The sequence below is a fragment of the Cellulomonas sp. P1_G12_2 genome (genome assembly GCF_056405535.1).
The window spans coordinates 360,597-385,680 of the sequence record NZ_JBFUBX010000004.1 but is presented as its reverse complement, the minus strand read 5'-3'; the positions used below and the strand labels follow the sequence as shown (position 1 = coordinate 385,680).

General features: G+C 72.6%; 22 protein-coding genes. 4 read left to right on the top strand and 18 right to left on the bottom strand.

Features of this window, described 5'->3' with window-relative positions:
* Positions 1–28: 28 nt before the first annotated feature.
* The 6 genes from AC1DXT_RS15770 to AC1DXT_RS15745 all read right to left on the bottom strand — a co-directional run bounded on the left by AC1DXT_RS15770 (position 29) and on the right by AC1DXT_RS15745 (position 6,540).
* Positions 29–1,000: a family 43 glycosylhydrolase gene (locus tag AC1DXT_RS15770; RefSeq protein ID WP_477062238.1), complete on the bottom strand. Its 972-nt coding sequence runs from the start codon at positions 998–1,000 to the stop codon at positions 29–31.
* A gap of 48 nt (positions 1,001–1,048) precedes the next feature.
* Positions 1,049–1,963 carry a carbohydrate ABC transporter permease gene (locus AC1DXT_RS15765; RefSeq protein ID WP_477062237.1) on the bottom strand — a complete coding sequence of 305 codons (915 nt, stop codon included), beginning with the start codon at positions 1,961–1,963 and terminating at the stop codon, positions 1,049–1,051.
* Positions 1,964–1,966: 3 nt separating this feature from the next.
* Positions 1,967–2,917: a carbohydrate ABC transporter permease gene (locus AC1DXT_RS15760; RefSeq protein WP_477062236.1), complete on the bottom strand. Its 951-nt coding sequence runs from the start codon at positions 2,915–2,917 to the stop codon at positions 1,967–1,969.
* A gap of 58 nt (positions 2,918–2,975) precedes the next feature.
* Positions 2,976–4,142, bottom strand: coding sequence for a sugar ABC transporter substrate-binding protein (locus tag AC1DXT_RS15755; protein ID WP_477062235.1), 1,167 nt, complete (start codon positions 4,140–4,142; stop codon positions 2,976–2,978).
* A 205-nt stretch (positions 4,143–4,347) separates the two neighbouring features.
* A complete protein-coding gene (locus AC1DXT_RS15750) occupies positions 4,348–5,400 on the bottom strand; it encodes a LacI family DNA-binding transcriptional regulator (RefSeq protein ID WP_477062234.1) in 1,053 nt (350 codons plus the stop codon).
* A 165-nt stretch (positions 5,401–5,565) separates the two neighbouring features.
* Positions 5,566–6,540 (bottom strand): choice-of-anchor L domain-containing protein, encoded by a 975-nt coding sequence (locus AC1DXT_RS15745; RefSeq protein WP_477062233.1) that lies wholly within the window; start codon positions 6,538–6,540, stop codon positions 5,566–5,568.
* Positions 6,541–7,075: 535 nt separating this feature from the next.
* On the opposite strand from AC1DXT_RS15745, the gene AC1DXT_RS15740 reads away from it, so the two are divergent.
* The 3 genes from AC1DXT_RS15740 to AC1DXT_RS15730 all read left to right on the top strand — a co-directional run bounded on the left by AC1DXT_RS15740 (position 7,076) and on the right by AC1DXT_RS15730 (position 12,050).
* Positions 7,076–8,830 carry a glycoside hydrolase family 68 protein gene (locus AC1DXT_RS15740; protein ID WP_477062232.1) on the top strand — a complete coding sequence of 585 codons (1,755 nt, stop codon included), beginning with the start codon at positions 7,076–7,078 and terminating at the stop codon, positions 8,828–8,830.
* A gap of 23 nt (positions 8,831–8,853) precedes the next feature.
* Positions 8,854–10,416: a glycoside hydrolase family 32 protein gene (locus tag AC1DXT_RS15735; protein ID WP_477062231.1), complete on the top strand. Its 1,563-nt coding sequence runs from the start codon at positions 8,854–8,856 to the stop codon at positions 10,414–10,416.
* Between the two features lie 257 nt (positions 10,417–10,673).
* Entirely contained in the window at positions 10,674–12,050 is a 1,377-nt protein-coding gene (locus AC1DXT_RS15730) for a sigma 54-interacting transcriptional regulator (RefSeq protein WP_477062230.1), read from the top strand.
* On the opposite strand, the gene AC1DXT_RS15725 is transcribed toward AC1DXT_RS15730, so the two are convergent.
* The 11 genes from AC1DXT_RS15725 to AC1DXT_RS15675 all read right to left on the bottom strand — a co-directional run bounded on the left by AC1DXT_RS15725 (position 12,005) and on the right by AC1DXT_RS15675 (position 23,618).
* The gene (locus tag AC1DXT_RS15725) at positions 12,005–12,640 is read right to left on the bottom strand and encodes a hypothetical protein (RefSeq protein WP_477062229.1); all 636 of its coding nucleotides are present in this window, start codon (positions 12,638–12,640) and stop codon (positions 12,005–12,007) included. The genes AC1DXT_RS15730 and AC1DXT_RS15725 overlap by 46 nt on opposite strands.
* Positions 12,641–12,657: 17 nt before the next feature.
* Positions 12,658–13,416, bottom strand: a complete 759-nt coding sequence (locus AC1DXT_RS15720) for an amidohydrolase family protein (protein WP_477062228.1) — start codon at positions 13,414–13,416, stop codon at positions 12,658–12,660.
* Positions 13,413–14,471, bottom strand: a complete 1,059-nt coding sequence (locus AC1DXT_RS15715; protein ID WP_477062227.1) for a hypothetical protein — start codon at positions 14,469–14,471, stop codon at positions 13,413–13,415. Before AC1DXT_RS15715 ends, AC1DXT_RS15720 begins: the two co-directional genes overlap by 4 nt.
* A gap of 11 nt (positions 14,472–14,482) precedes the next feature.
* Complete coding sequence (locus AC1DXT_RS15710; RefSeq protein ID WP_477062226.1) at positions 14,483–16,009, bottom strand: hypothetical protein; 1,527 nt, start codon at positions 16,007–16,009, stop codon at positions 14,483–14,485.
* Positions 16,010–16,019: 10 nt separating this feature from the next.
* Entirely contained in the window at positions 16,020–17,384 is a 1,365-nt protein-coding gene (locus AC1DXT_RS15705) for a hypothetical protein (protein WP_477062225.1), read from the bottom strand.
* Positions 17,381–18,379 (bottom strand): hypothetical protein, encoded by a 999-nt coding sequence (locus AC1DXT_RS15700; protein ID WP_477062224.1) that lies wholly within the window; start codon positions 18,377–18,379, stop codon positions 17,381–17,383. Before AC1DXT_RS15700 ends, AC1DXT_RS15705 begins: the two co-directional genes overlap by 4 nt.
* Before the next feature lie 10 nt (positions 18,380–18,389).
* On the bottom strand, positions 18,390–19,025 hold the full coding sequence (locus tag AC1DXT_RS15695) for a hypothetical protein (protein WP_477062223.1): 636 nt from the start codon (positions 19,023–19,025) through the stop codon (positions 18,390–18,392).
* Between the two features lie 203 nt (positions 19,026–19,228).
* Positions 19,229–20,494: an RNA polymerase factor sigma-54 gene (locus AC1DXT_RS15690; protein ID WP_477062222.1), complete on the bottom strand. Its 1,266-nt coding sequence runs from the start codon at positions 20,492–20,494 to the stop codon at positions 19,229–19,231.
* A 39-nt stretch (positions 20,495–20,533) separates the two neighbouring features.
* Entirely contained in the window at positions 20,534–22,246 is a 1,713-nt protein-coding gene (locus AC1DXT_RS15685) for a SulP family inorganic anion transporter (protein WP_477062297.1), read from the bottom strand.
* On the bottom strand, positions 22,243–22,632 hold the full coding sequence (locus AC1DXT_RS15680) for an ArsR/SmtB family transcription factor (protein WP_477062221.1): 390 nt from the start codon (positions 22,630–22,632) through the stop codon (positions 22,243–22,245). The genes AC1DXT_RS15685 and AC1DXT_RS15680 overlap by 4 nt, the downstream gene beginning before the upstream one ends.
* A gap of 53 nt (positions 22,633–22,685) precedes the next feature.
* Entirely contained in the window at positions 22,686–23,618 is a 933-nt protein-coding gene (locus tag AC1DXT_RS15675; protein ID WP_477062220.1) for an ANTAR domain-containing protein, read from the bottom strand.
* Between the two features lie 304 nt (positions 23,619–23,922).
* Here AC1DXT_RS15675 and AC1DXT_RS15670 point away from each other — a divergent pair, with 304 nt between their 5' ends.
* A complete protein-coding gene (locus tag AC1DXT_RS15670) occupies positions 23,923–24,162 on the top strand; it encodes a helix-turn-helix domain-containing protein (RefSeq protein ID WP_477062219.1) in 240 nt (79 codons plus the stop codon).
* Positions 24,163–24,169: 7 nt separating this feature from the next.
* Here AC1DXT_RS15670 and AC1DXT_RS15665 read toward each other — a convergent pair whose 3' ends face one another.
* The gene (locus AC1DXT_RS15665; protein WP_477062218.1) at positions 24,170–25,039 is read right to left on the bottom strand and encodes a helix-turn-helix domain-containing protein; all 870 of its coding nucleotides are present in this window, start codon (positions 25,037–25,039) and stop codon (positions 24,170–24,172) included.
* Between the last annotated feature and the right edge of the window lie 45 nt (positions 25,040–25,084).

Below are 25,084 nucleotides of genomic sequence, written 5' to 3'. Positions count from 1 at the left end.
CTCTCCTCGATCCGGGTCGGGGTGCTGGTCACCGCACGTCGGTGGGCACCGGGTCCAGCACCTCCAGCCGGCGGCCGTCCCACCTCACGGGCAGGGGGTCGCTGACGCCGCCGACGAAGCCGCCGCCGGCTCCGGTGTGGTGGAAGGCCATCAGGACCCACTGGCCGTCGGCACGGCGGCGGACCAGCCGCCCGCTGTAGAGGGTGTCGTCGGTCGCCTGGTGCGCGTCGGCCACGTCGTACGGACCGAGCAGGCTCGCCGCCGGCGTGGCCCACACGCCTCCCGTCGCCCCGGTGGCGACGGCGGCCGCAGACATGTCCGTCGCCAGGCACGAGAAGAGCAGCACGGGGGCGCCGTCGACGATCTCGACCTGCATCACCTCGAGCTGGCCGAAGCCCTGTCCGGGCTCGGACAGCGGTGGTCGCAGCTCCCAGATGCGCAGGTCCGGCGACCAGGCGTGGCCGACGACACCGCGGTCGTCGGCCGGACCTGTCCGTGCGCGGGCGGTGACGAGCATGTGCCAGCCGTTACCGTCCGGGTCCGCGAACACCCACGGGTCGCGGAACGCCTCGTCGTGCCACTGCCCGTCGGCCAGCACCTCATACCACTCGCCGTCGGCGCGCAGCACGGGGTTGTCGGGGGACTTGTCCCACGTCATCAGGTCGTTCGACGTGGCGTACCCGATCGTCTGCACGTTGCCCGCCGGCGTGAGTGTCGAGCCGGTGTAGAAGAGGAACCACGTGCCGTCGGGGTGCCGCACGACCGAGCCGGTCCACGTGGCGAGGTCGTCGAACGCCGGAGCGTCGCTGCGCACCAGCGCGTCCGTCACGCGGGTCCAGTCCTGCAGGTCCGACGACACCGCATGCCCGATCGAGGCCCGGTAGTGACGACGGTCCGGCTCGTGCAGCGCACGCGACGCGTAGAGGAAGAAGAGGTGGTACTGGTCGCCGTCGTCGGCGAGCCAGAAGTCCCACACCCAGGACTCGGGAAGGGTGAACATGTCTGCCTTTCACGCCGTTTCCGGCGGGGGTCCGAGGGGTACGAGGGGTCAGCCCTTGACGCCGCTGGCAGCGACGCTGCTGACGAAGGCCCGCTGGAACGAGAGGAACACGATGAGCACCGGCAGCGTGATGAGGGTCGTATAGGCCATCACCTCGCCCCAGGCGGGGTTCAGCTGGAAGAAGTACTGCATCCCCACCATCACGGGGCGCAGGCTCTCCTCCTGCACGACCATGAGCGGCCACAGGTAGGAGTTCCAGGCGGGAAGGAACGTGAGGATGGCGACCGTGGCGAACGCCGGGCCGGCCAGGGGGACGACGATCTTGCGGTAGATGGTGAACCAGCCGGCGCCGTCGATCCGCGCGGCCTCGTCGAGGGACTTCGGGATCGTCGAGAAGTACTGGGTGAACAGGAAGATCGAGAACGCGTTCGCGATGAACGGGATGATCTGCACCTGGTAGGTGTTCAGCCAGCCGAAGTCGTACTTCGGGACGCCGCCCTCGAACACCAGGGTGGGCAGCTTGGACACCCAGTAGACCATCGGGATCGCGATCGTCTCGAAGGGCACGATGAGCGTCGCGATGACGACGGCGAGCACCGCACCGCGGCCCTTCCACTCCAGCCGCGACAGCGCGAACCCGCACATGCTGTTCACCACCAGCCCGAGCACCACGATCAGCGTGGTGATCAGCACGGAGTTGAGCATGAACCGGGCGACTGGCACCCGGTCGAACACGTCCCGGTAGTTGTTCAGGCTGATGTCACCCACGGGAAGGAACGCGTCCAGGGAGCGGGCGTCGGTCAGGATCTGCGCGTCCGGCTTCAGGCTGGACACGAACATGAACACGAGCGGGAAGAGGAAGACGACGGCGAAGAACACTAGCGCGACGTACGAGAAGACACGGCGCCGGCGGCGCTGCTGGTGCTCCGTGCGGTCCAGCCGGGAGACGGTGGCGGTGGTCATGGCTCAGTCCTTCTCTCGGGTGACGAAGCGCTGCACGAGGGCGATCACGAGCACCAGCACGAAGAAGATGAGCGAGATCGCGGCGCCGTAGCCGGTCTCCTGTTCCCGGTACCCCTTGCGGACCGCGTGGTAGACGATCGTCGTCGTCGAGTCCTGCGGGCCGCCCTGCGTCATCACGTCGATCTGCACGAACAGGCCCAGGGCCGCGATCGTGATGGTGACCAGGACGAAGATCATGGTCGAGCGCAGACCCGGCCAGGTGACGTTCTTGAACTGACCCCAGGCGTCCGCGCCGTCCATGCGGGCTGCCTCGTAGAGCTCGTCGGGGATGGTCTGCAGCCCCGACAGCCAGATGAGCATGTGGAAGCCGACGGCCTGCCAGATCGACAGCACGATGATCGCCGGCAGCGCGGTGCTCGGGTTGTTCAGCCAGTCCGCGCCCTGCAGCGCCCCGAAGGTGACCGTGTCGATGAACGAGTTGATCAGCCCGGTCGGCTGGTACATGAACTTCCAGAGGATCGACACCACGACGATCGACGTGACCACCGGGATGAAGTAGACGATCCGGAAGAACGTCACGCCGCGCAGCTTCTGGTTGACCAGCACCGCGAGGAGCAGGCCCAGGCCGGCCTGCACGGGGACGACGACGATCGCGAACAGGAACGTGTTGAGGACCGACCGCAGGAACACGGGGTCCTGCGTGAACGCCCGGACGAAGTTGTCGAGGCCGACGAACCGCGGCGGGTTGGGGGAGATGAGCCGTGCGTTGGTGAACGACAGGGCGAACGCCAGCAGCACGGGGACGATGAGGAACAAGCCGAGCAGGACGGCAGCCGGTGCGGCCATCGCGAGCCCGGAGCGGCGTTCGCCGCGGGCGCCGGCGGAGGTCCGACGCCGCCGAACGGGGGCGTCCGGTGGTCGCGGAGGCGCGACGGACGTGGTGGAAGAGGTCATGGCGCGTGTCCGATCGGGCGGGGGCAGCAGCGGTGCTGCCCCCGCCGGTCAGGACGGCTCAGAAGCCGTAGCCGTCGTTGGACTTGATGTTGGTGTCGATCTCCTGGACCGCTCCGTCGAGGGTCGACTGCACGTCGGAGCCGCTCATGATGTCCTTCGCCGCCTTCTCGAACGTGCTCGAGATGACGGGGTACGCCGGGGTGGCGGGACGGGCGAGGGCGTAGGCCTGGGAGAGCTCGACGAAGGGGCGCAGCGGGTCGCCCTCACCGAAGTTGGCGGAGAGCTCCTCGGCGGCCGCGGTCGCGGGGATGACCACCTGCTTGTCGCTGAACTCGGCGATGTACTTGTCCTGGAAGCTGAACTCCAGGTACTCGCGCGCACCGTCTGCGGCGTCGCAGGTGGACGAGATGCCCCACTGCCAGGACCCGCCACCGATCTTCGGGCCGTCGCCGAAGTCCGGCGGCGGGAGGATCAGCAGGTCGTCACCGACGGCCTCGAGGGAGTCCATCGCGTTCCAGACGCCGGTGTAGCTGAGCGCGACGACGTCGTCGTTGAACTCCTGGTTGCCGATGGTGCCGGAGTTGCTGGCCCAGCCGTTGGCAAAGGCGTCCTGGAACCACGTGAAGAAGGTGACCGCCTCCGGCCCGTTGAGGGCGCCGTCCGCCGTGAGCATGGTGTCGCGGTCGATGAGGTCGCCGCCGGCGCTCTGCAGCATGGGGGAGTAGGCGTACGACCACCACTCGCCCTTGTCCTCTGCGCCGATGTCCAGGGGCGTCTCGTAGCCCGCGGCCTTCAGCGTGGCCAGCGCGTCGTCGAACTCGTCGACGGTCCACGGCTCCTCGATTGTCGGGATCCGGATGCCGTTGGCGTCGAGCACCGACTTGCGGGCGAAGATCGACAGCGCCGCGTCCCAGTAGCCGGCCGCGTAGATCTTGTCCTGGTAGGTGCCCACCGCGGTCGGCAGCAGGTTGTCCGTGATGCTGGTGGGCAGGTCGAGCGGCTGGATGTACTCCGCCCAGGCCCAGTTGGGCACGATCGGGCCGTCCATGTCGAGCAGGCACGGCAGGTCGCCGGCGGCGGCCGCGGCGACGATGGCGTCGTTGTAGGCCCCCTGGGGGAAGGACTCCTCGACCACCGTGTACTTGTCCTGCGACGCGTTGAAGTCGTCGATGATCTTGCTGTAGACCTCCAGCTCGGCAGGGTTGCCCGCCGAGTGGGTCCACATCGTGAGCTCCTGGGGTCCGTCACCGGAGCCGTCGTCGCCCTGACCTGCCTGTCCGCAGGCGGAGAGTGCCAGGGCTGATGCCGCCGACACCGATACGATCGTGACAAGGGACCTGCGCTTCATCGGGGGTTCCTCTCTTGGTGCCCGACCGGCAAGTCGGGTCACCGCTCCACGACCACCGACGGTGGTCGCTGGGGATTGCGTGTCAGGTCCGTCGCCGGCTGTCGCTCGCAGCTGTGGCCGGCGGCGGACCCACCGAGTCCCGATCGACGATCGGGCAGGGCATGAGGTGTGGGGCGCCGGGGTCGTCCGGCGTCCTGATGCCGAGGGCGACCTCCATCGCCCACCGGCCCATCTCGTAGTGCGGCAGCGCGACGGTGGTCAGCGGGGGGTCGAGGTCCGCCGCGACGAGCTGCTGGTCGTCGTACCCGACGATGGACAGGTCCTGCGGGATGCGCAGTCCCCGGCGGTGCGCCGCGACGTAGGCCCCGGCGGCGATGCGGTCGTTGAAGCAGAACAGGGCCGTGGGACGGCGGTCCTCGGGTAGGTCGAGCAGCTGGTCCGTGGCTCGTCGTCCGCCCGCGGACGAGGTGTCACCGCGGACGTGCAGCGCCGGGTCGGGCTCGATCCCGGCGGCGGCGAGCACCTCGAGGTACCCGTCGTGCCGCAGGCGGGACGCGACGGGCGGGTGCGGTTCGTCGACGTCCACGTACGCGATCCGGCGGTGCCCGGCGGCGACGAGCTCGCGCACGGCCGCCACACCCCCGGCGTGGTCGTCGGGCACGACGGCCGGGTAGCCGCCCTGAGCCGGGCGGCAGTCGAGGAACACGCTGCGGCGCGGCAGTGACGCGGGGACGTCCACCACCCGGTGCCACATGCAGGCGTAGATCATCGCGTCGACCTGCTGGTCGGCCAGGGCCCGGATGGCGTCGCGCTCCACCGTCGGGTCCGCGTCGGTGTCCACCAGGAACACCAGGTAGCCGTGCTCGCGGGCGACGTCCTGGGCACCGGAGAGCATGCGACCGGCGAACGGCGTGGTGGCGATCCTGTCCGAGATCAGGCCGATGGTGCGGGTGCGCTGGGTCCGCAGGCCGCGCGCCACCGAGTTGGGGGTGTAGCCGACCTCCGCCGCCGCACGCCGGACCCGCTCCCGGGTGCTCTCGGGGATCCGCGCGTTCTGGTCGTTGAGCACCAACGAGACCGTGGCGGTGGAGACGCCGGCCGCGGCGGCGACGTCCGAGATCCGCACTCGCGCCATGTCACACCTCACTCCCTCGTGAGTTGCCCGATCAGTGCCGGGGTGCTAAATCGATTAAACACCTGGAGTGAGGATGCCCCCAGATTCGCCCGACGTCAAGTGTCCGTGGCCGAACCGCGATGAGCCCCTCCCGTGGATCGCTCCACGGGAGGGGCTCGTGCCGGATCAGAACGGGATCCCACCCCGAGGGCCGGCGATCCCCGGAACGGTGCCTTCCTCGCCCGAGCACCACGGCAGCCAGGGGAGCAGCCGGCACAGGAACGTGCCGAGCTGGCTGGGCAGCTGCGTGGACCGCAACGAGGACGACTGCAGCAGGGTGGTGGTGTCGAGCTGCCCGTCACGGGTGTCCGCGACCGCGATGCGCACCGTGACAGGCTGTCGCGGCGTCACGTCGGCGGTGCAGGTCAACGGCACGGTGAAGGCGTTCATCTCCGTGTCGTGGCCGACGGCGCCGGGATCGTTCGGCTCGAAGTTGGCCACGTAGTAGGCGCTGTTCGTCGCGGCGTTGACCGTGTCCGTGCCCACCAGCGTGTCCGAGCCAGGGACGAACGAGCACGGCGTGCCGCCGACCCAGACGGCGAACGCGTCGCGGTACCCCGTCGCGGCCCAGGTGGCGTACTCCTCCGAACCGAGCACGTAGGTCAGCAGGAGTCGGCGACCCTGCGGAACGACCTCGACCGAGAGGGTCGCCGCGTCGTACGTCGTGGCTCCGACGAGGGCGCTGAGCGGCTCGTCACCGCTCCCGCCGAGATCGCCCGTCGTCGTCAGCGAGCTGTTCGGCCCGAGGATCGCGGACCTCGTGAAGTCCACGTCCTCGTCGGAGGCGGGGTCCGCGTCGATGAGCGAGCCCGACGTGAGCGCCACTCCCGTCGTCGGAAAGGCGCCGAACCCGGCGTCGGCGAAGATTCCGGCCTGGACGGCCGCACCGGTGAAGGAGGCCGCGCGGACGGTGACGTTGCGGCCGGTCAACGTGCTGGCGAGCGTGATCGCGTTGGTGTCACGCAACGTGGTGACGCTCTGCCCGGGTGACGCCTGAGCCGCGCTCGCGAGCGAGCCGGCGGTCAGTGCTGTCAGTGCGATCCCGAGGATCGCTGCGCGTGCGCCCGTTCGGGCACCGCGTCCTGTCGTCGGAGGCTTCATGATGCTCCAGGTCCTCGTCGGGTGCGTCGGCAGACGGTGCCTTGCCGGCGCGGGCGCGCTGAGCGCGCCAGGTCGCGATGGGGGTGCATCGGTCGTCAACCCGAGGTGGTGTGCGCCGCGCAGGGGCGCCCACCCGGAGCTCGTGCCACCGTCCGTCGGCGGCGCGTTCGCTGCTCTCCTTCCAGCGGTCCGGCGCGTCGGTGCGCGCTGCAGGGGGAGCGCGGAACGCTCGTGGCGGCCGGGATGTGTCGGCCGCGGAGGGCCCGGGAGGCGGCTGCGCTGCCGTCGTGCGGACCGATAAGCCTCAGGCGTACACCTCGTCGGAGAGGTCGTCAACCGGTAGGTGACGGTTGTCACGGCAAACTGTGATGGAGCCTTGACAAGCGCGAATCGGCGGTGCCTACCCTGTCGCCGATGGGGGAGGACCGGGCCGTCACTCGAGCACCTGCACGACCACTCGAGGAAGCGAACCGACGTGAATGCTTCGACCAGCACACCCCGGCGGCGTGCGGCCGGCAGGACGGCGACTGCCGTCGTGACCGCGTCCGTACTCGTCGCGACAGGTCTGCTGGGCGCACCCGCTGCGCTCGCAGACGACCCGGCAGCCACCAGCTCGCCGACCAGCACACCGACCACGAGCCAGGACCCGACGCCGACGTCGACGTCGACGCCTGCGACGACCGCGGAGCCCACGACGCCTGCCCCCGAGGTGGCGGCGCCCGCCCCGGACGACGGTGACGTCTCCGTGCTGCGGCTGCCGGGGTACCCGGCGCCCTCCATCCACAGTCAGCGGGCCTACGACCCCGAGGAGAGCTTCACCGCCAGGTGGACGCGCGCCGACGCGCTCCAGCTGCGCGCGATGTCCGACCCCGAGGCTCCCGCGGGGGAGAACTCGATGCCTGCGGAGTACTCCATGCCGCCGATCCCGCAGGACTTCCCGATCCTCACCGAGCCGGACGGTACGCAGGTCTGGGTGTGGGACACCTGGACGCTGACTGACGGTGCGGCGAACCAGATCAGCTTCAAGGGCTGGGAGGTCATCTTCTCGCTGACCGCCGACCCGGCCGCGGGCTACACCTTCGACGCCCGGCACACCCACGCGCGCCTGGGTTTCTTCTACCGCAAGGCGGACGTGCCCAAGGAGCAGCGGCCCGAGAACGGTGGCTGGATCTACGGCGGGTACGTCTTCCCGGACGGTGCTGCCGGTGCCATCTTCGAGGACCAGTCGTTCACCACGGTGACCGAGTGGTCGGGATCGACGCGGCTGATGGAGGGCAACAAGCTGCGGCTCTTCTACACCGCGGTCGCGTTCTACCGGGACGCCAACGACCAGGACATCAAGCCGGCGGACCCGCGGATCGTGCAGACGGAGGGCCGTCTGTTCGCCGACGAGAACGGCGTCTGGATGACGGGCTTCCGCGACCAGCACCAGCTCCTCGTCCCCGACGGCACGTACTACCAGACCAAGGAGCAGAACCCGTTCGTCAACTTCCGCGACCCGTTCACCTTCGAAGACCCCGCCCACCCGGGCAAGACGTACATGGTCTTCGAGGGCAACACCGGAGGGCAGCGCGGTTCCGTGACCTGCACCGCCGAGGATCTGGGGTACCGCGAGGGTGACCCGTACGCCGAGGACCCGGCGACGGTCACCGCGAACGGCGCCAACTTCCAGATGGCCAACGTGGGGCTGGCGGTCGCCGAGAACAGGGCGCTGACCCAGTGGCGGTTCCTCCCGCCGATCCTGTCCGGCAACTGCGTCAACGACCAGACCGAACGGCCGCAGATCTACCTGCAGAACGGGAAGTACTACCTGTTCACCATCAGCCACCGCAGCACCTTCGCTCGGGGGCCCGGGGTGGACTCGACCGATCCGCGGTTCTGGTACATGGACGGTCCGGACGGTGTCTACGGGTTCGTCGGCAACGGGATCCGGTCGGACTTCCAGCCGCTCAACGAGGGCAGCGGGCTCGCGCTCGGCAACCCGACCAACCTGAACTACGGGATCGGCACCTCGGCCATGCCGGCTGAGGGCCAGTCGCCGTACACGTTCCAGGCCTACTCGCACTACGTCATGCCGAACGGGCTCGTGGAGTCGTTCATCGACGCCATCGGCAACCCCGACGTGCGGCGTGGCGGGACGCTGGCCCCGACCGTGCACCTGTCGATCGCGGGGACGTCCGCGGTGGTCGACCAGAGCTACGGCGACGGTGGGCTGGGTGCGTACGGGGACATCCCGGCGAACAAGGCACAGCCGGTCGATCCGGCGCCCGACCCCAGGCCGGTCCCCTGAACCGACCGGAGTCGAGCTCGCAGGTGACCCCCGCCCCGGCGGGGGTCACCTGGCGTGCACGCGCGCGACGCGTCGTGGCGGCGATGGTCGCGCTCGGTCTCGGGCTGTGCGCGTGCACCGGTGGCGACGACGACGGCCGCCCCGCCCCGTCACCGTCGACCCCGTACACCGAGCGCTGGCGTCCGCAGTTCCACTACTCCCCGCCGGAGGGGCGCCTGGCGGACCCGGACGGGCTCGTCCACGACGATGGGCGGTGGCACTTGTTCCACCAGCAGGACGGCACGTGGGCGCACGCGGTGAGCCCCGACGCCGTGCACTGGACGACGCTGCCGACCGCGCTGCAGCACGATGAGCTCGGGCAGGCGCTCTCGGGCAGCGTCGTGGTCGACGCCGCGGATACGAGCGGCCTGTTCGGTGGCCCGCCGGGAGGACTGGTCGCCGTGTACACGAGCACGGTGGGCGGCGAGTCGCAGAGCCTGGCGTACTCGTCGGACGGCGGACTGACCTGGCAGCGGTACGCGGACAACCCGGTGGTCGCCAACGGTGGCCGGGTGGACTTCCGTGACCCGAAGGTGTTCTGGCACGAGCCGACCGGGCGCTGGGTGATGGTGGTGAGCACCGGTGACGAGGTCACGCTGTTGGCGTCGCCCGACCTCCTGCGATGGGTGGAGCTCAGCCGCTTCGGCCGCGGCCAGGGCCTGCACTCGGCGGTCTGGGAGTGCCCCGACCTCTTCCCGTTGCAGGTCGACGGGGACCCCGATCGGGTGCGGTGGGTGCTGACGGTGTCCGTGGGAGCGAGCGACGCCACAGGCGGGTCCACCGCGCAGTACTTCGTCGGCGACTTCGACGGGACCACCTTCACCCGGGACCCGTCCGTGCCTCACGACTCTGTTCAGCTGACCGACCTGGGTCAGGACTTCTACGCCGCGCAGTCCTACGAGCAGGCGCCCGACGGCCGCCGCGTGTGGATCGGGTGGATGGGGAACTGGCGGTATCCGTACGAGGCCCCGACCCGACCGTGGACGAATGCGATGAGCGTGCCGCGTGACCTCGGTCTGCGCACCGTCGGCGGGCAGGTCCGCCTCGTGCAGTCTCCCGCGGCGGAGCTCGCGTCCCTTCGCGGGCAGCCCGTGCGGATCGGTTCCCGAGCGATCGAGCGCGACACACCGCTCCCGCTGGGAGGTCCGCCCTACGAGCTCGAGGCCGAGATCGAGACGGGTGACGCGGGGCGCGTGGGGCTGCGCGTGCTCGAGAGCCGGGGGGCGGACGGGCTCGTCGAGGAGTCTGTCGAGGTCGGTTACACCACCGCCGACGGTGGCCAGATCTACCTGGAGCGCACGGGTGGCGTGCTTGCCGACTTCGCCGTGCGGCGCTCGGCGGCCTACCGTCCGAGAGACGGGACCGTCCGGTTGCACCTCCTGGTCGACGCGTCCTCGGTGGAGGTGTTCGTCGACGACGGCGCGCTGACCGGCACGATGCTGGCGTTCCCCGCGGGGGACGGGCAGGGACTGTCGCTGGTCTCCGAGCACGGCCGACCCCGGCTGCGCAGCCTCACCTACTGGCCCCTCGACTCGATCTGGCGCTGAGCGGACCTCTGGACCGCGGATCCTTGACGGTGGTGTGCCGGGCAAACAGACTCGTCGAGCGGGACAATTCGGACCCGGCTCGGTGGTGCTGCAGACGGTCGGCATCGCGGGCGGGTCCGGCGCAGTGGGCGTCGCGGGCCGTGGGCCGGGCAGGTGCGCGATCGCCGTGGCCACGGTGTCGTGGTGTTGTCCGGGGGCTGGTCCGGCGCGGTGCCCGCGGCACGGCATGTGCCCGTGGGTGCAGACCGGGGGGCACCATGGCATGGTTCCGGCTCGCCTCGTCGCCGCGATCTGCACGGTTGCGCGCCCGGCTGCTCGCGGCCGGCCTCCGCGACGCGGACGCGCGCGCGCCGGACGCGTGGCCCGACGGTGCGCCCGGCGTCGTGGTCCTCTCGGAGACGACCTCGTCGGGGGGAACGGTCTGGCCGGACACGGCGTCGGGTCGGGTGCTCGTGGCTGCACTGCCCGGGGTCCGGGTCGATCCCTGGACGTTGCTCGCCCGCGGCGCGGCGGACGTGGTGCACCTCGACGGCGACGACGACCTGGTCCCCGTCCTGGAGCGTCTCACCCGGTGGGAGGCCGTCGACCGGCTGGTGACCTCCGGCGAGGTGACGGCGACCTCCGTCGGCTCGTCGTCCTGCTGGCGCGACTTCCTGCGCGAGCTGGTGGAGGTCGCGCGGTTCTCCCGCTCGCCGGTCCTGCTCACCGGCGAGACCGGGGTCGGCAAGGAGGTCGCCGCGCGGCTGGTGCACCGGCTCGACCCTCACCGGTCCGGCGGTGACCTCGTGCTCATCGACTGCACGACCGTGGTCCCGACGCTGGCGGGCAGCGAGTTCTTCGGGCACGAGCGGGGTGCGTTCACCGGCGCGACGGCCGCGCACGAGGGCGCGTTCGCCCGCGCGGACGGGGGGACCCTGTTCCTCGACGAGGTCGGCGAGCTGCCCACGGGTCTGCAGGCCGCGCTGCTCCGGGTGGTCCAGGAGGGGACGTACCAGACGGTCGGCGGCACGCACCGGCGCCGCACGGACTTCCGTCTCGTCGCCGCGACGCACCGGGACCTGCAGGCGGACGGCTTCCGGGCCGACCTGTACCACCGCCTCGCGGCCTCCCACCTGCACGTCCCCCCGCTGCGCGCCCGGCGCGAGGACGTGGTGCCACTGTTCCGGCACTTCCTCGCGGAGCAGTGCGCCGACGGCCGTGTACCCGACGTCGTTCCCGAGGTGGCGGCGGCGCTCGAGGAGCGGGAGTTCCCGGGGAACGTCCGCGAGCTGCGCCAGGTCGCCGCACGGGTAGCCGCGCGCCACGTGGGCGAGGGACCGGTGACGCCCGGTGACCTGCCCCCCGAGGACAGGCCGGTCGGGTCGACCGACGGCTCGCCTTACCCCGCCGCTCGGTGGGAGCAGGGGCTCGAGGGGGCCGTGCGCGACGCCCTGCGTGCCGGGGTCGGGCTCAAGGAGCTCAAGGCGCGCACCGCCGACGTCGCGACGCGTGCTGCGCTCGACCTCGCGGGCGGCAGCAGTGCCGCGGCGCACCTCCTCGGGGTCAGCCGTCGCGCGCTCGACTACCGCACCGCGGCGCTCGATCGCGGTCAGGCCGCCCGGTCGACCGACCCGAGCTCCGAGGCGAGCTCGTAGAGGTACTCGGCGAGCTCACGCCAGTAGACGTCCGGACCCTGCATCTGCGACTGCTTGGCCGGGGCCAGGTCGGTCGCGCGTCCGCGGAACCCCGGGTGGGCGAAGAACGCCCGGCGGGCGAGCGGTTCCACCAGCAGACCGCGCGCGGCCGGCCCGATCGCGCGTGCCCACGACCGGGCCGAGTGACCGGGCAGGTCCACCGGGCTGCCGAGCCGGTTCCACACGCCGAGCGACGCCAGCCACGACCGCGCGTCACCGGTCCGGCGCGGGGCGTCCGGCAGGTGCTTCTTCAGCGGCTTGAGCAGGAAGAACGTGACTCGGGTGGGGGCCGCGCCGGGACGGTGCCAGTAGGTGATCAGGTACATGTCCGGGTCCTTGCCGTGCGCCCGCCGGAACGTCCTGCGCCGGGAGTGCAGCTGCCGCAGGCCGTCGCGGATGCCGGTCGGGTTGTGCGGCTTGATCTCGGCGATGCCCGGCCCGGAGTACGCGTGCTGCGGGCCGCCAGCGGGGATGGCCGGGTGGGGGAGCATCTGGTGCGCGGTCGACGGCGACGGCGAGGTGGGGACGGTCCAAGCGGCGACGGTGGACATCGGTTCCTCCGGGGTGCTCAGTGCGGGATGGGAGTGCTGCGGCGCACCCGGGCGACCAGGCGCTGGACGTTGCCGGCGAGCACGAGGTGGCGCGCCGGGGGCGTGAGGCGCATGACCTGCACCTTCGCCAGCTCGACGGCCGGGTGCAGGTAGGGCCCGTCGGTGCCGAACAGGACCTTGTGCGCGCCGGCGCGACGCAGGGCGTCGACCAGGACGTCGATGTATCGGACGCCCGACGTGTCGGTGAACACGTTGGGTCGGGTCTCCAGCAGGTCGGTCAGCCGGACCTGCGCGCGCCAGTCGTCCGCGAACGACGACAGGTGGGGGATGACCCAGGCGACGTCGGGGTAGCGGGCCGAGAAGTGGTCGACCTGCTGCACGTCGCCGCCGGGGTCGTGGACCACGGGCAGGCGGCGGGCCTGCGCGACGCGGGCCACCTCGTCGGTCATGTCGCCGTCGCGCCAGTGCACCTTGATCGCACGGAAGCCCCACCGGTCGACGGCCGTCCCGACCATCGTCGCGACCCGGCCCGCGTCCGCCCGCGTGCCGACGAACGCGATCCCGGTCCACCGGTGCGGTGCACCGCGGACCAGGCGTGCCACGGCCCGGTTCGCCACCGTGTAGTCCTCCGACGGCGGCGCCATCAGGAGCGTGTGGGTGATGCCTGCGCGTGCGGCCCTGGTGGCGTAGCGACGCAACGGTGCGTCTGCGGACCGCCCGAGCGGGTCGGGCATGACGTCCCCCAGACCTGCGTGGCAGTGCGCGTCGATGATCACGCCGCCACCTCCTGCGCCAGCACCTCGCGCAGCGCTGCGAGCACGGTGCGCACGTCGCGGTCGGTGAGGTCCGACCGGAGCGCGAAGGTGAGTGTCGGTGCCGGATGGCAACCGGGCGCGAGGGCCAGCCCGCGGATCCCCCGAGCGCCCAGGCCGTGCACCAGCCGCACCGGGTCGGCCGACGGAGCACGCACGTGCACGAGCGGGAAGGGCAGTCCCGCCACCATGAGCCCGAGCCGCCGCAGCCCGTCGCGCAGCGCGAGCACCACGCTCCACAGGCGTCGCCGCCGGCCAGCCAGCTCGTCGCGCAGTCGCGGGGCCGTCGCCCGGTCGGCGGCAAGGAGGTCCACCGAGGTGGGCGCGCTGGAGTGCCACCGCGTCCCGTGCGTCCTCAGCTCCTCGACGAGCGGTCGTGGCCCGGTGGTCACCGCGACCGGCGCGCCGAGCCCCTTGGCGAGGGACACCACCTGCACGGCGGACACCGGACGGCCGCCCGACCAGCGCCAGGTGCCACCCCCGTCGAGCCCGAAGCCGCCGTGCCCGGAGCGGTGGCCGAGCACGCCGTACGCCTGCGTGTCGTCGACGACGAGCGTGCCCCCGTGCGCGAGGATGGCCCTCTCCAGGTCGGCCAGGGGCGCGGGCCGGTTGCAGCCGACGCACCACCCGTCGGTCACCAGGACGGGACGTCGCGCGCCGGATCCCGCCAGGACGCGACGGGCGTCTCCGACGTCGTGGTGGGCGAACGTCCGGACGGTGGCGCCCCGACGAGCCGCCGCCGACCCGGCGGCGAGCCCGACGAGCGGGTACGCGTGCGCGTCGACGACGACCGCCGTGGGGGCGAGCACGTCCACGACGTCGACCAGCGCGTGCAGGGCCGAGCGGTGCACGACGCCCGCGGCCGCGTCCTGGCTCGCCGCCACCCGCGCCGCCACCCGGCGTGCGAGGTCCGGCTCACCGAGCGCCGCTGCGCGCCCGGTGGTGAGGGTCGCCCACCCGCCGAGCTCGTCGGACCCGTGGCGCAGGCCGAGGAACAGCGACGACGTCAGGTCGAGCACCGCGCACCGCCTCAGGCCCGGGCGCGGGTCCGGTTGCGCCGCGCGAGCAGCAACGCCGGCATGGTGGCGTCGACCCCCAGCTGCAGGTCGACCCCGGTGACCGAGCGGTACGCGTGGACGTAGCGCTGGACCGCGTCGCGCATCAGCCGCGCCCAGTTGGCGGCCGAGTCGGCCTTCAGACCGATGGCGTTCCAGTCGCCCCAGCGCACGCTCATCACGAGCGCCTCGCCGTGCACCGCCAGCTCGTGGAAGTGCGTCACGCTCGCGTCGCCCCAGCCGTACAGGGACCGCATGGTGTCGACGCGGTCCATCCACGCCTCCTCGTACGGGACCATCGGCCGCCCGCCCAGGAAGTCCCGCATCTCGGACTGCGCCAGGATGTACTGCATTGCCAGGATCTCGATGCGCGACTGCAGGGGCACGCCGTCGAACTGGTTCTCCGCACCCTCCGCGAGCACCAGGTGCGTGTCCCGCAGCGCGTTGAGCACGGGGAACGCGTTGGCCACGACCGTCGTGTCGTCGTCGAGCCGGTAGAACACGAGCGCCTCGTGCAGCAGCGTGTGGAACGACTCGAGGAACCGGCTGCGGCGCTCGACGTAGCGGGCCGAGTCGGGGACGGCGCGTCCGATGAGGTCGAGCCCGTACTCGTACTGGTACTCGGCGGCCCGCCGGCGGACGGTCAGACGGTCGATCTCCCGGTCGCCCCAGGTGAAGAGCAGGTTGCGCAGCGGTCGCAGGTAGCTCAGCGAGAACCGCGCCAGCGGCTCGATGCCCCCCGGCAGCCGGCGGTTCTGGAACCGGGCGAGGATGTGGTTCAGGGCTTGAGGCACCCCGGCCTCCTCGTTCCAGTAGGACCAGATGAGCTCCACGGGTGCGGGTGCCGTGAGGAGGGTCTCGTCGATGTCGGAGACGCGTTCGGTGCTCTCGAGACCCCCGCGCACGTCCCGGAACCGGGAGGCGACGTTGTTCAGGTACGGCAGGGCACCGTTGACGAGGAAGCGTCCGCCGACGTCGATGATGTCCGTGGTGTCGAGCTCGAGGAACTCCCGCGTCGCCCGGATGATGACGTCGTAGGCCTGCGGGGAGAACGCCCCGCCCGTCTCGCGCAGCAGCGCCGCGTCCACGAAGTCCTGGTACTCCGGGAAGCTCCGCGCGGACGTCACCCGCAGGATCTCGTCGGTGAGCACCTGGTCCTCGGTGGGGACCGTCCGCGTCCGGTCGAGCTGCACGCGGGTGGCCGGCGGGTCGTTCACCACCGGGTCCGAGGCGCCGAGCAGGTGGAAGGCTCGTTCGGCGACCTCGATCTCCTCCTCACCGTCGCGCTCGAACGCGATGAGCTGGTAGGCCCCGGTCGGCGCGTTCGCGAGCTCGAACCTCAGCTGCGTCGACGTCTTGCCCTTGTCCGGTTCCCGACCGAGCGGGTCGAACCCTGCCGGGCCGCGCAGGACGAAGTGGTAGGCGGCCTTCGGGTCGAGGTCGGCGACGTCGATGACGACCCGGCCCTTGGACTTCAGCTGCGGGTTACTGATCTGGACCATGGTGTTCCCTTCAGGGCTGGGCGCTGTCCGCGACCGGCGTCGCGGGGCGCAGGGGTGCGAGGGTGGAGTGCGGACGTTGCATGACGTCGATGCTCGAGCGCACCGCCCAGGCGGACAGCACGTCGGTGAGCAGGGCCGACTCGGCGCGCGGGGCCACGAGCCCGGCCGCACGGGCCTGGCCCATGACGGCGAACACGAGGCTCGGCGGCTGACGGGCCAGGACGCCGAGGTCGTCGCCCCAGGCCTGGAACCGCGCCACGAGGCTCTCGGGCGTGCGCGACCCGAGCGGCAGCACGTCGGCGATGCTGCGTCCCCCGAGCGCGGGCGGTCGGTGGGCGGCCATGAGCTCCGCCATCGCCGGCGCGGTGCGCTCGAGCCGGGCGATGTCCTCCTGCACCTCGGGCGTGACGTCGCCGACCGGGTAGCAGGCCTTCCACGCCGCGACGAGAGCCGCCCACTGGGGGTGCGGGTACAGGGTCATCCCGACGGCCGCCGACAGCAGGACTCGCACGTAGGGCATCGGGTGCGGGTCTCCGCGCGGTGGGCGGAACGTCAGCGCGCGCGGCAGGCTCACCACCGCGAGCAGCCCGAGGGTCGAGGAGATGCCGAGCTTGCCGACGGACCACAGGTCCGCGATGCACTCGGAGACCGTGGATCGCCAGCCGGCCCACGCGCGGCTGTCCCCGCGCGCCGCTCGCCGGTCGATCTCGGCCTGCAGCGACGGCACGAGGTCGAGCTGCGCAGCCACCTGGTGGCCCACCTCGTGCACGAGCGAGGACGCGACGCCGTGCCCGACCATGCGCTCGCGGGGCACCCGGATGATGGCGACGGGCGACAGCCGCCCCCCGGGGAGCCGGGTCCGTGCACGGCGGATGGCCGCACCGGGGCCGCGCGCCAGGTAGCACACGAGCGGAGGTGGGGGCACCGGGGACCCCGGCACCTGGACCGCGTCGCGGGCGAGCCCGTCGAGACCCGAGAGCCAGACGCCCGTGCCCTGCTCGCTGCGTTGCGTGACGACCTCCGCGAAGAGGTCGAGCTGCGAGAGCACGTCGTTGAACCGCATGCGGATGGCGACGAACCTGCGCTGCTGCTCCCACGCGGGCGCCTCCCGGCCCGGGCCGTCGAGCCATTCGAGGAACGCCCCCACCTGGTGACGGAGCGTGGTGCGGCCGGAGTGCAGGAAGTGCTCGATCGCCCGGTGCGCCTCGTACGGCAGGGCGGCGGCCAGCACCATCGTCTCGGTCATCACGAACGGGCGCAGGCTCCCGAGCCGCACGAGCAGCGCCTGGGCTTCCTGGGCGATGAGCGCGGGAGCCAGTGCCTCACCGTCCAGGACGGTGGGCACCGCTCCGCGCTGCTCGACGTGCGTGATCATGCGAACTCGAACCCCAGCTCCGTGTCGGGTCCGGAGTCGTCGCCGAACCAGTCGCCGCCCTGCGGCTCGTCCCACCCGGAGTCCCACGTGCCGTAAGCGGGCCAGTAGCCGCCGCCCCAGACCCCACCCCGGGGGCGGCGGCGGGACGGCCAGGACGAGCCGCCGTAGCCGGAGGAACCTCGTGGCTGCGTGCGGTAGCCGCCGGCCGAGGAGCGGTAGCGGCTGCGTGAGGTGCCGCCGTAGCTCGGGGTCCGGCCGCCGTAGGCGCTGCCGTACCCGGAGCGGGCCGCGCTCGGACGGCCTCCGGAGGTGCCGAGGCGCTGCTGACGCCGAGTGCGCCAGCCGGGTGTCGACGGACGCAGGAGCGACGGGGCGTAACGCCGCGCCGCGCTCACGGCCGAGCTGCGCGCGACGACCTGCGGGGGCAGCGACGACGGCGCGGCCGCGGCGTACCTCGCGGTCGCGCGCCCGAACTGCACGAAGCGCCGGGCGGCCTCGTACTCGGCCTCTTCCTCACCGAGGACCTCGGCCTCCTCCGCCTCGAGCAGGCTCGAGGCCATGGAGCCGAGCTTGCCGCCGATCGCGGTGCCGATCCCGGGCGCCACCAGGCTGCCCAGGGCGCCGCCCACCATGGGCAGCGCGGTCTTGGCCACCTTCTTCAGGACGCCCGTCACGGCCTTGCCCACACCGGACTTGAGGAACTTGCCGGCACCCTTGACCAGCTTGCCGAGGAACTGGTCGAGCTCGTCCTCCGACGTGATCTCGAACAGCTCCTGGACCAGCTCGTCCTCGCTCTCGCCGGACCACTCGCCCTCACCTTCGCCGGACCACTCGCCCTCGCCCTCGCCGGACCATTCGCCCTCACCTTCGCCGGACCACTCGCCCTCGCCCTCGCCGGACCACTCGCCCTCACCTTCGCCGGACCACTCGCCCTCACCGGTGATCTCCCACTCCTGCAGCGGACCCTCTGCGGCCCACTCGGTCTGGTACGTCATGGCTGTCTCCCTACGCGTTGAGCAGGACGATGTTCGGGCCGCGGCGCACCCAGCGCCCCGACGTGGACCGCGGCCGACGCGGTCCTGGCCCGCCCGACGGCGGGGCAAGACGGCTGATCACCGGGGTGAGGGCCGGCAGGTAGCGGCGAGCGGCCGCCATGGCGGAGCGCTGCGCGGCGACCTGCGGGGGCACGCCACGCGGCGCCGCGGCGGCCTCGCGTGCCGTCGCGTCCGCGAAGCGCACGAAGGCGCGGCTGATCTCGAGCTCGCGATCCTCCTGCGACAGGCCCTCGAGCTCGGCCTCCAGCCGGCTGGCGACGAAGCTGCCGAGCTTGCCTCCGATGTCGCCGCCCCCGGGCACCAGCCCGCCCAGCGCGCGTCCGACGTGGGGGAGGGCCTGCTTCGCCGCGGACTTCAGCAGGCCGCCGACAGCCCGGCCCGCGCTCGACCGCGCGAAGGCCGACCCGGCACGCACGGCACCACGCAGCACGTCTCCGAGGAACCGGTCGAGCTCCTCCTCGTTGGTGATCTCGAGCAGCTCGGTCGCCAGCTCCATCTCGGCCTGTCCCGCGAACTCGTCCTCCGACTCGCCTTCCCAGGCGGTCTCCTGGCCCATCTCGAACAGGGCTCGGTCGATGTCATGCATGGGCGGATCCCTTCCCCCGACGTGTGAACTCGCTGTGCCCCACCACATGCACGTTCCGTGCCACACCGTCGCGCGAGCGGTCCGCCGTGCATCCGGTCAGGTGGTGCGCGCTTCTCGGGGAGGTGGTGCCCGGGGAGTCGGTGGAAGCCCGCTTCGTCCGGGCGCGTGCCGGGACGGGTCGGCGAGAAGCGCGCTTCGCGGGCTCAGGTGGCCGCGGCTCGGCGACGGCCTTCGGATGCGCGGTACTTGGCAACCGTGCGGCGCGCCAGGTGGACGCCCTGCGCGGCCAGCCGGATGCGCGCCTCGTCGTCGCTGTGCGGCGGGTCGTCCGACGCGAACAGCCGGGCGACCGCCTCGCGCGGGGCCTCCGCCGTGCCGAAGAAGGCCGCCAGCGGCAGCACCCGCCGGTCGGGCAGCGCCACGACCGCTCCGTGGACGACCCGCGACACGGTCGACGGGTGCAGGCCCAGTCGCCCGGCCACCTGGGCGCGCGTGAGCGGGCGGTGCGCCGCGCGTCCGTGCCGGACGAAGTCCTCCTGCACCTCGAGGGCAGTGGCGGTCACGCGACGGAGGGTGTCCGCGCGGTGGTCGAGCAGGTAGAGCAGCCGCCGGGCGTCGGCGACGTGCGCGTCGCGCCACCGCGCCGCCTCGGCACCGAGCGGGAGGGCGGCGAGCTCGTCGTCGACGGCCAGCCCGAGGTCGCCCGCGTCCAGGGCCTCGACCACGAGGCGACGGTGCACCTCGCGCACCACCACGTCCGGCGGCGCGAGAGCGGCGTCGTCGCCACCGAGGGGCAGCGGGGCGACGGTCAGCCGCGTCCGCAGGACGGCCCGGGCATCGCTCAGCTCGGCGGGAGTCACCCCGAGCCGCCCGGCGAGACCGTCGTCGCCGAGGTCCTGCAGGTGGTCCTGCACGAGGGTCACCAGGAGGGCGGGGCCGCCGTGCTCAGCGTGCCACCGGGCCTGGGCGAGCAGGCACGCGAGCAGGTCGGGCTCTCCTGTGCCCGGCGGCGCCACGGCCCGCACCGCGTCGAGCGCCACGCGGAGGCGCTCGTCCGGGTGACCGCCGACCGCCTCGATCCCGCCGGGCAGGAGCCCTCGCTCGTCCAGCAGCGCCATGACCAGCTCGACATCGCCTTCGTGCCCGGCGGGCACGAGCGCGCGGGCGTCCTGCAGCACCTGAGCGCGCGCGTCCAGGGGTGCTGCCGGGTCCAGGTCGCGCACGTCCGCACCGGTCCCGCTGCACGCCGGGCACCGGCCGCGCTCCAGCGGAGCGGCGCACCAGCGGCACCGTCGCGGTGTCCGCCGGACGAGTGCGGGGTTGACCTCGACATGGGTGTCCACCGTCGCGTCGACGTCCGTCTGGCGCGACGCCAGCATCGCGATGAGCTGCTGCGCCGTGCCGGTGAGCTGGAACCGCTGGCCGAGCTCCACCTGCAGGGCAGGCTCCGCGCCGTGGCCCCCCTCCATCGGTCCAGTCTGGACCCGGACGGTGGCGGCCGACAGGGATCACCGACCGGCGGGGGCCTCCGTGGAGCTGGAGGGGACGTGCTCGGCGGCGGCGCGGGCGACGTGCGACCTGGCGTGCTCGAGCGCGGGCCCGAGGTCGTCGAACAGATGGTTCTCGTGCCGCAGCTCGTCGAGGACGCCGACGCGGGTGAGGAGCTGCAGGTGCTGGGGCTGGACGCCCTTGACCAGCACCGTGACACCGGCGCGCTCGAGGGCGGCGACCAGCTCGGCCAGGGCGTGCGCGCCGGTGGCGTCGACCAGCCGGAGCTGCGAGAGGCGCAGGACGACGACCAGTGCGTCGGTGCTCGAGCGGATCTGGGCGCCGATCCGGTCGGCGGCACCGAAGAACATCGCGCCGTCCAGCCGGTACAGGGCGATGTGCTCGTCGCCGGGGTGCGCCGGACCGGGCAGCGGCTCACGGCGGACCGAGGTCGCGCGCGAGACCGCCCGCAGCGCGAAGAACGCCGCCACCAGCAGGCCGATCTGCACGGCCTCGATGAGGTCGACCGCGATGGTGATCACCGCGGTGACCACGAGCACGAGCGCGTCGGACCGGGTGGAGGTCAGGACGACCTTGACGGCCGCAACCGAGACCATCCGCGTCGCGGTGACCATCAGGACGCCGGCCAGGGCCGCGAGCGGGATCGCCGAGACCGCTCCGGTTCCGAGGTAGATGACCCCCAGGATCACCGCGGAGTGGGTGATCGAGGCCAGTCGCGTCTGGGCGCCGGCGCGCACGTTCACCGCGGTCCGGGCGATGGCGCCGGTCGCGGGCATGCCCCCGAACGCGCCGGACGCGATCGACGCGAGACCCTGGCCCACGAGCTCACGGTCGGGGTCGTACCGGCGGGCGTCGTCGTCCGAGGTCGCCGGTGTGCCGGCGCGTCCAGGGGTGGACGCCGGCATCGCGGCGGCCACCCGGGCCGAGAGCAGCGACTCGATGGCGGCGAGCGCGGCCACGGCCACGGCGGGGCCGACGAGCGAGCGGATCAACCCCAGGTCGACGGTCGGGAGGACCGGAAGGGGCAGCGAGTCGGGCAGGGCGCCGATCCGGGCGAGCGGCGCCTGCGTGAGCTGGGCGACGGTCGTCACCACCACGACCGCGACGAGCGACGCCGGGAGGCCGGGGGCGAACCGGGGGAGCACGAGCATGATCGCGGCGACGACCGCGACCGTCCCGAGGGCCCACCAGACCGTCGGACCTGCGTGGGTGACCGCATCCGCCGCGACGACGAGGGGGTTGCCCCCGACGGTCGCGCCGACGCCGACGGCGGCGGGAACCTGCTGCAGGAAGATGATCGTCGCGATGCCGAGGGTGAACCCCTCGACCACCGGCCACGGGATGAACGTCACCACGCGTCCCAGCCGGGTCACGCCCGCCAGCAGGACGATCACCCCCGCCAGGATCGCGACCAGCGGGACGGCGGTCGGTCCGTGCGTCGCGACGATCGGTGCGAGCACCACCGCCATCGCACCGGTGGGTCCGGAGACCTGGACGCGCGAGCCCCCGAAGACGGCCGCCACGATGCCGGCGACCACGGCGGTGACCAGCCCGGGGGCAGGACCCACGCCGGCGCTCACGCCGAACGCGAGGGCCAGCGGCAGGGCGACGATGCCCACGGTGAGCCCGGCGACGACGTCGGCGCGGATCGTCCGCGGGCGCAGGTCGACGTCGGCGCGGCCGGGGAGCAGCCCGCGCAGTGACGCGCTCAGGATCCGCCACCCCCCGGACGACCTTCCGAGAGCGGCGGAAGGTCGTCCGTCGCGGCCAGCTGAGCACCGGACGCGCTGAGCATCTCGCGCAGGAAGGCGCGCGCCACGACCAGCAGCTCCGCGACCAACGGTCGGCTCAGGCGGTAGACGACGGTGTTCCCGGTCCGCGTGGACGCCACGACCCCCGCGCGCTTGAGGACGGCGAGGTGCTGCGAGAGGGCCGAGGCCTCCGCGCCCGTGGCGGCCAGGAGCCTGCTCACCGACGCCGCGTGGCTCGCGTCGGCGCTGAGCACCTCGAGGACCTGGATACGGGTGGGGTGCGCGAGCGAGCGGAACAGCTCCGCCTTGATGGCGTACAGGGGCGCGGTCGTTGCAGTGGTGGGCACGGGACCTCCTCGGTTGAGGAGTTTAGCAAATCCTCAACCCACTCCCCACCACGTCAGCCGGGGGAGCTGACCGGGGAGCGGTCCGCGGACGCCGGCGAGTAGACCGGGACGCCGCCGCCGATGATCGTCATCGTGATGCCGTGGGCGGCGCTCTGGCGCAGCGCGGTCGTCAGGACGTCCGACGCGGCGGCGCCGATGCGGACCACACCACGCAGGTCGACGGTGACGGTGCCGCCTCCGGTGGCGCGCAGCATCGCCAGCGTGATCGCCGACGACAGGTCCTCCCGGTTGGACAGGTCGACCCGGCCGCACACGCGAAGGATCGACCGGTCGTCCACGGTCTCGGCGTGGAGCTCGAGCTGCGGGCAGCGGCGCGGCTGCGTCGGCGAGGAGTCCTCGGCGAACACCTCGCACAGCGCCTCGTCGAGGCGCTCGCGCGCACGGGCGTCCAGCCCGTCGCGCGCGGCGTCGACCACGCGATCGGCGAGCGTGCGCAGGCGCACGTTGTGCCGTTGGGAGCTCTGCTTGAGCAGGGCGAACGCCGCGTCGTCGTCGACCCCGTAGATGAGCATGAGGATGCCCTTGGCCTGGTCGATCGCCGCGTGAGACTCCAGGGCGAGCGCCAGGTCCGCGTTGACGCGCTCGGCGAGCAGGGCGTCCCGGGCGGCGGTCACGTCGACCAGGAACCCGGTCACCTCCCCGCCGCCCTCGCCGGCGACAGCGAGCGCGACGCGGTGGCACTTGCCGGACAGGTCGAGCAGCGAGTACTCGCACCCTTGGGGGTCGGGTCCTTCGACGGCATGGTCGAGCGCAGCGGCGACCGCGGGGCGGTCGTCGTGCCGGGCGTGGGTGAGCAGGAGCTCGCGGGTCGGGACCACGTCGCCCGGTCGCATCCCGTGGATGACGAACATGTGGTCGGACCACCACCAACGGCCGGTGGCCGGCGCGATCCGGAAACGCCCGACGAGGGTGGTCGTCGCGGGCATCGGGACCCCCAGACTGGTGTCGGGCGAACTCCTCCGAGGGCTCCTTCTGAGCCCTGGGCACGCTCGCCTGACCGCCAAGGACGGTGCTTCGAGACTAGGGCCAGGGACGGGCTCCTGGCGTGCGTACTCCTGTTCAGTATGCGCCGGGCGCGGGGCATCGACGGGGGAGGGTAAGTGGAGGCCAGACACATGGACGAGAACGAGGAGGAGCCGTGACCAACCGCAACGCGGTCCTGGCCCGTCTCGCCGGCCTGGTCGCCGCCGCACCGCGCGACCAGCCGCTCGCGGCCCGGCTGTGTACGGCGTGCGTGGCGATCCTCGGCGCCGACGGAGGAGCGACCGGCCGGGGCTGGCGGGGCTGGTCGACGGTGCCGAGGGCATGCGGGTCGCGGGCCAGGCCGCCGACGGCAAGCAGATCGGACGCGCGCTCGGGATCAGCGAGCGGACGGTGAAGGTGCACGTGGGGCACGTCTTCCGCAGGATCGGGGTCGCGGACCGGACGAGCGCCGCTCCCTGGGGATCGCAGCACCTCCCCGACGAGTGAGGCGGCGTCAGCGGCTGCTCGCCTGGGCCGGTGCGTCCACGTCCGCGCCGCACGCCGCGAGCCGCGCCAGCTGTCGCTCGGTGCACGCCGCCGGTTGCGGAGTGTGCACCACGACGCGCTGGCCGGGGTCCTCGGGCAGGGGGATCGAGTGCGTCTCGAGCGTGAGGCGACCGACGAGCGGATGGTTGATCTCCCGCACGCCGTAGGTGTCCGAGGCGACGTCGAACGCCGCCCACCGGCTGCGGAAGTCGGCACAGCCGGTCCGCAGCTCGGTGATGAGGCAGGCCAGGCCGGGGTCGACGGGCCCACGGCCCGAGCTCGCCCGCAGCAGGGAGACGACGAGGTCGGCCATCGCGTCCCAGTCGCCCCAGTAGTCGTGGGACGCCGCGTCGCAGAACGTGAAGCGTGCCTGGTTCACGGGCCGGGCGGGACTCTCGTACAGCGGCAGGTAGAGGGCCCGGGCCAGGTCGTTGGCGGCGAGGACGTCGAGCCGGTCGTCGAGCACGCAGCAGGGCAGGTTGGTGGCCGCGAGCAGCTGCAGGACGAAGGGGCGCACCGATCGGGCGGGCGGCAGCGGGTGTGCCGGGTGGCTCGACGTGGGACCAGCACGCAGGAGGTCGGCCAGGTAGTCGCTCTCGGCGTCGTTGAGCTGCAGCGCCTGGGCGAGGTTGGCCAGCACCGATGCGGAGACTCCGGTGACGACCCCGCGCTCGACCCGCTTGTAGTAGCCGGCGCTGATCCCGGCCAGGGAGGCCACCTCGTCGCGGCGCAGGCCCGTGACACGCCGCGGACCGCGGGGCGACGGGAGGCCAGCTCGTTCCGGGGTGATGCGAGCCCGACGCACCATGAGGAACTGGCGCAGCGCTTCGTTGCGCACTCCTCGATGCTAACCACGCCCGTGCGACGGGCCAGCCGGGGCGGT

Coding starts and splice junctions, on each gene's coding strand:
- AC1DXT_RS15770 (WP_477062238.1), bottom strand. CDS start 1,000: ATGTTCACCCTTCCCGAGTCCTGGGTGTGGGACTTCTGGCTCGCCGAC.
- AC1DXT_RS15765 (WP_477062237.1), bottom strand. CDS start 1,963: ATGACCACCGCCACCGTCTCCCGGCTGGACCGCACGGAGCACCAGCAG.
- AC1DXT_RS15760 (WP_477062236.1), bottom strand. CDS start 2,917: ATGACCTCTTCCACCACGTCCGTCGCGCCTCCGCGACCACCGGACGCC.
- AC1DXT_RS15755 (WP_477062235.1), bottom strand. CDS start 4,142: ATGTGGACCCACTCGGCGGGCAACCCTGCCGAGCTGGAGGTCTACAGC.
- AC1DXT_RS15750 (WP_477062234.1), bottom strand. CDS start 5,400: ATGGCGCGAGTGCGGATCTCGGACGTCGCCGCCGCGGCCGGCGTCTCC.
- AC1DXT_RS15745 (WP_477062233.1), bottom strand. CDS start 6,540: ATGAAGCCTCCGACGACAGGACGCGGTGCCCGAACGGGCGCACGCGCA.
- AC1DXT_RS15730 (WP_477062230.1), top strand. CDS start 10,674: ATGGCATGGTTCCGGCTCGCCTCGTCGCCGCGATCTGCACGGTTGCGC.
- AC1DXT_RS15725 (WP_477062229.1), bottom strand. CDS start 12,640: ATGTCCACCGTCGCCGCTTGGACCGTCCCCACCTCGCCGTCGCCGTCG.
- AC1DXT_RS15710 (WP_477062226.1), bottom strand. CDS start 16,009: ATGGTCCAGATCAGTAACCCGCAGCTGAAGTCCAAGGGCCGGGTCGTC.
- AC1DXT_RS15705 (WP_477062225.1), bottom strand. CDS start 17,384: ATGATCACGCACGTCGAGCAGCGCGGAGCGGTGCCCACCGTCCTGGAC.
- AC1DXT_RS15700 (WP_477062224.1), bottom strand. CDS start 18,379: ATGACGTACCAGACCGAGTGGGCCGCAGAGGGTCCGCTGCAGGAGTGG.
- AC1DXT_RS15695 (WP_477062223.1), bottom strand. CDS start 19,025: ATGCATGACATCGACCGAGCCCTGTTCGAGATGGGCCAGGAGACCGCC.
- AC1DXT_RS15690 (WP_477062222.1), bottom strand. CDS start 20,494: ATGGAGGGGGGCCACGGCGCGGAGCCTGCCCTGCAGGTGGAGCTCGGC.
- AC1DXT_RS15675 (WP_477062220.1), bottom strand. CDS start 23,618: ATGCCCGCGACGACCACCCTCGTCGGGCGTTTCCGGATCGCGCCGGCC.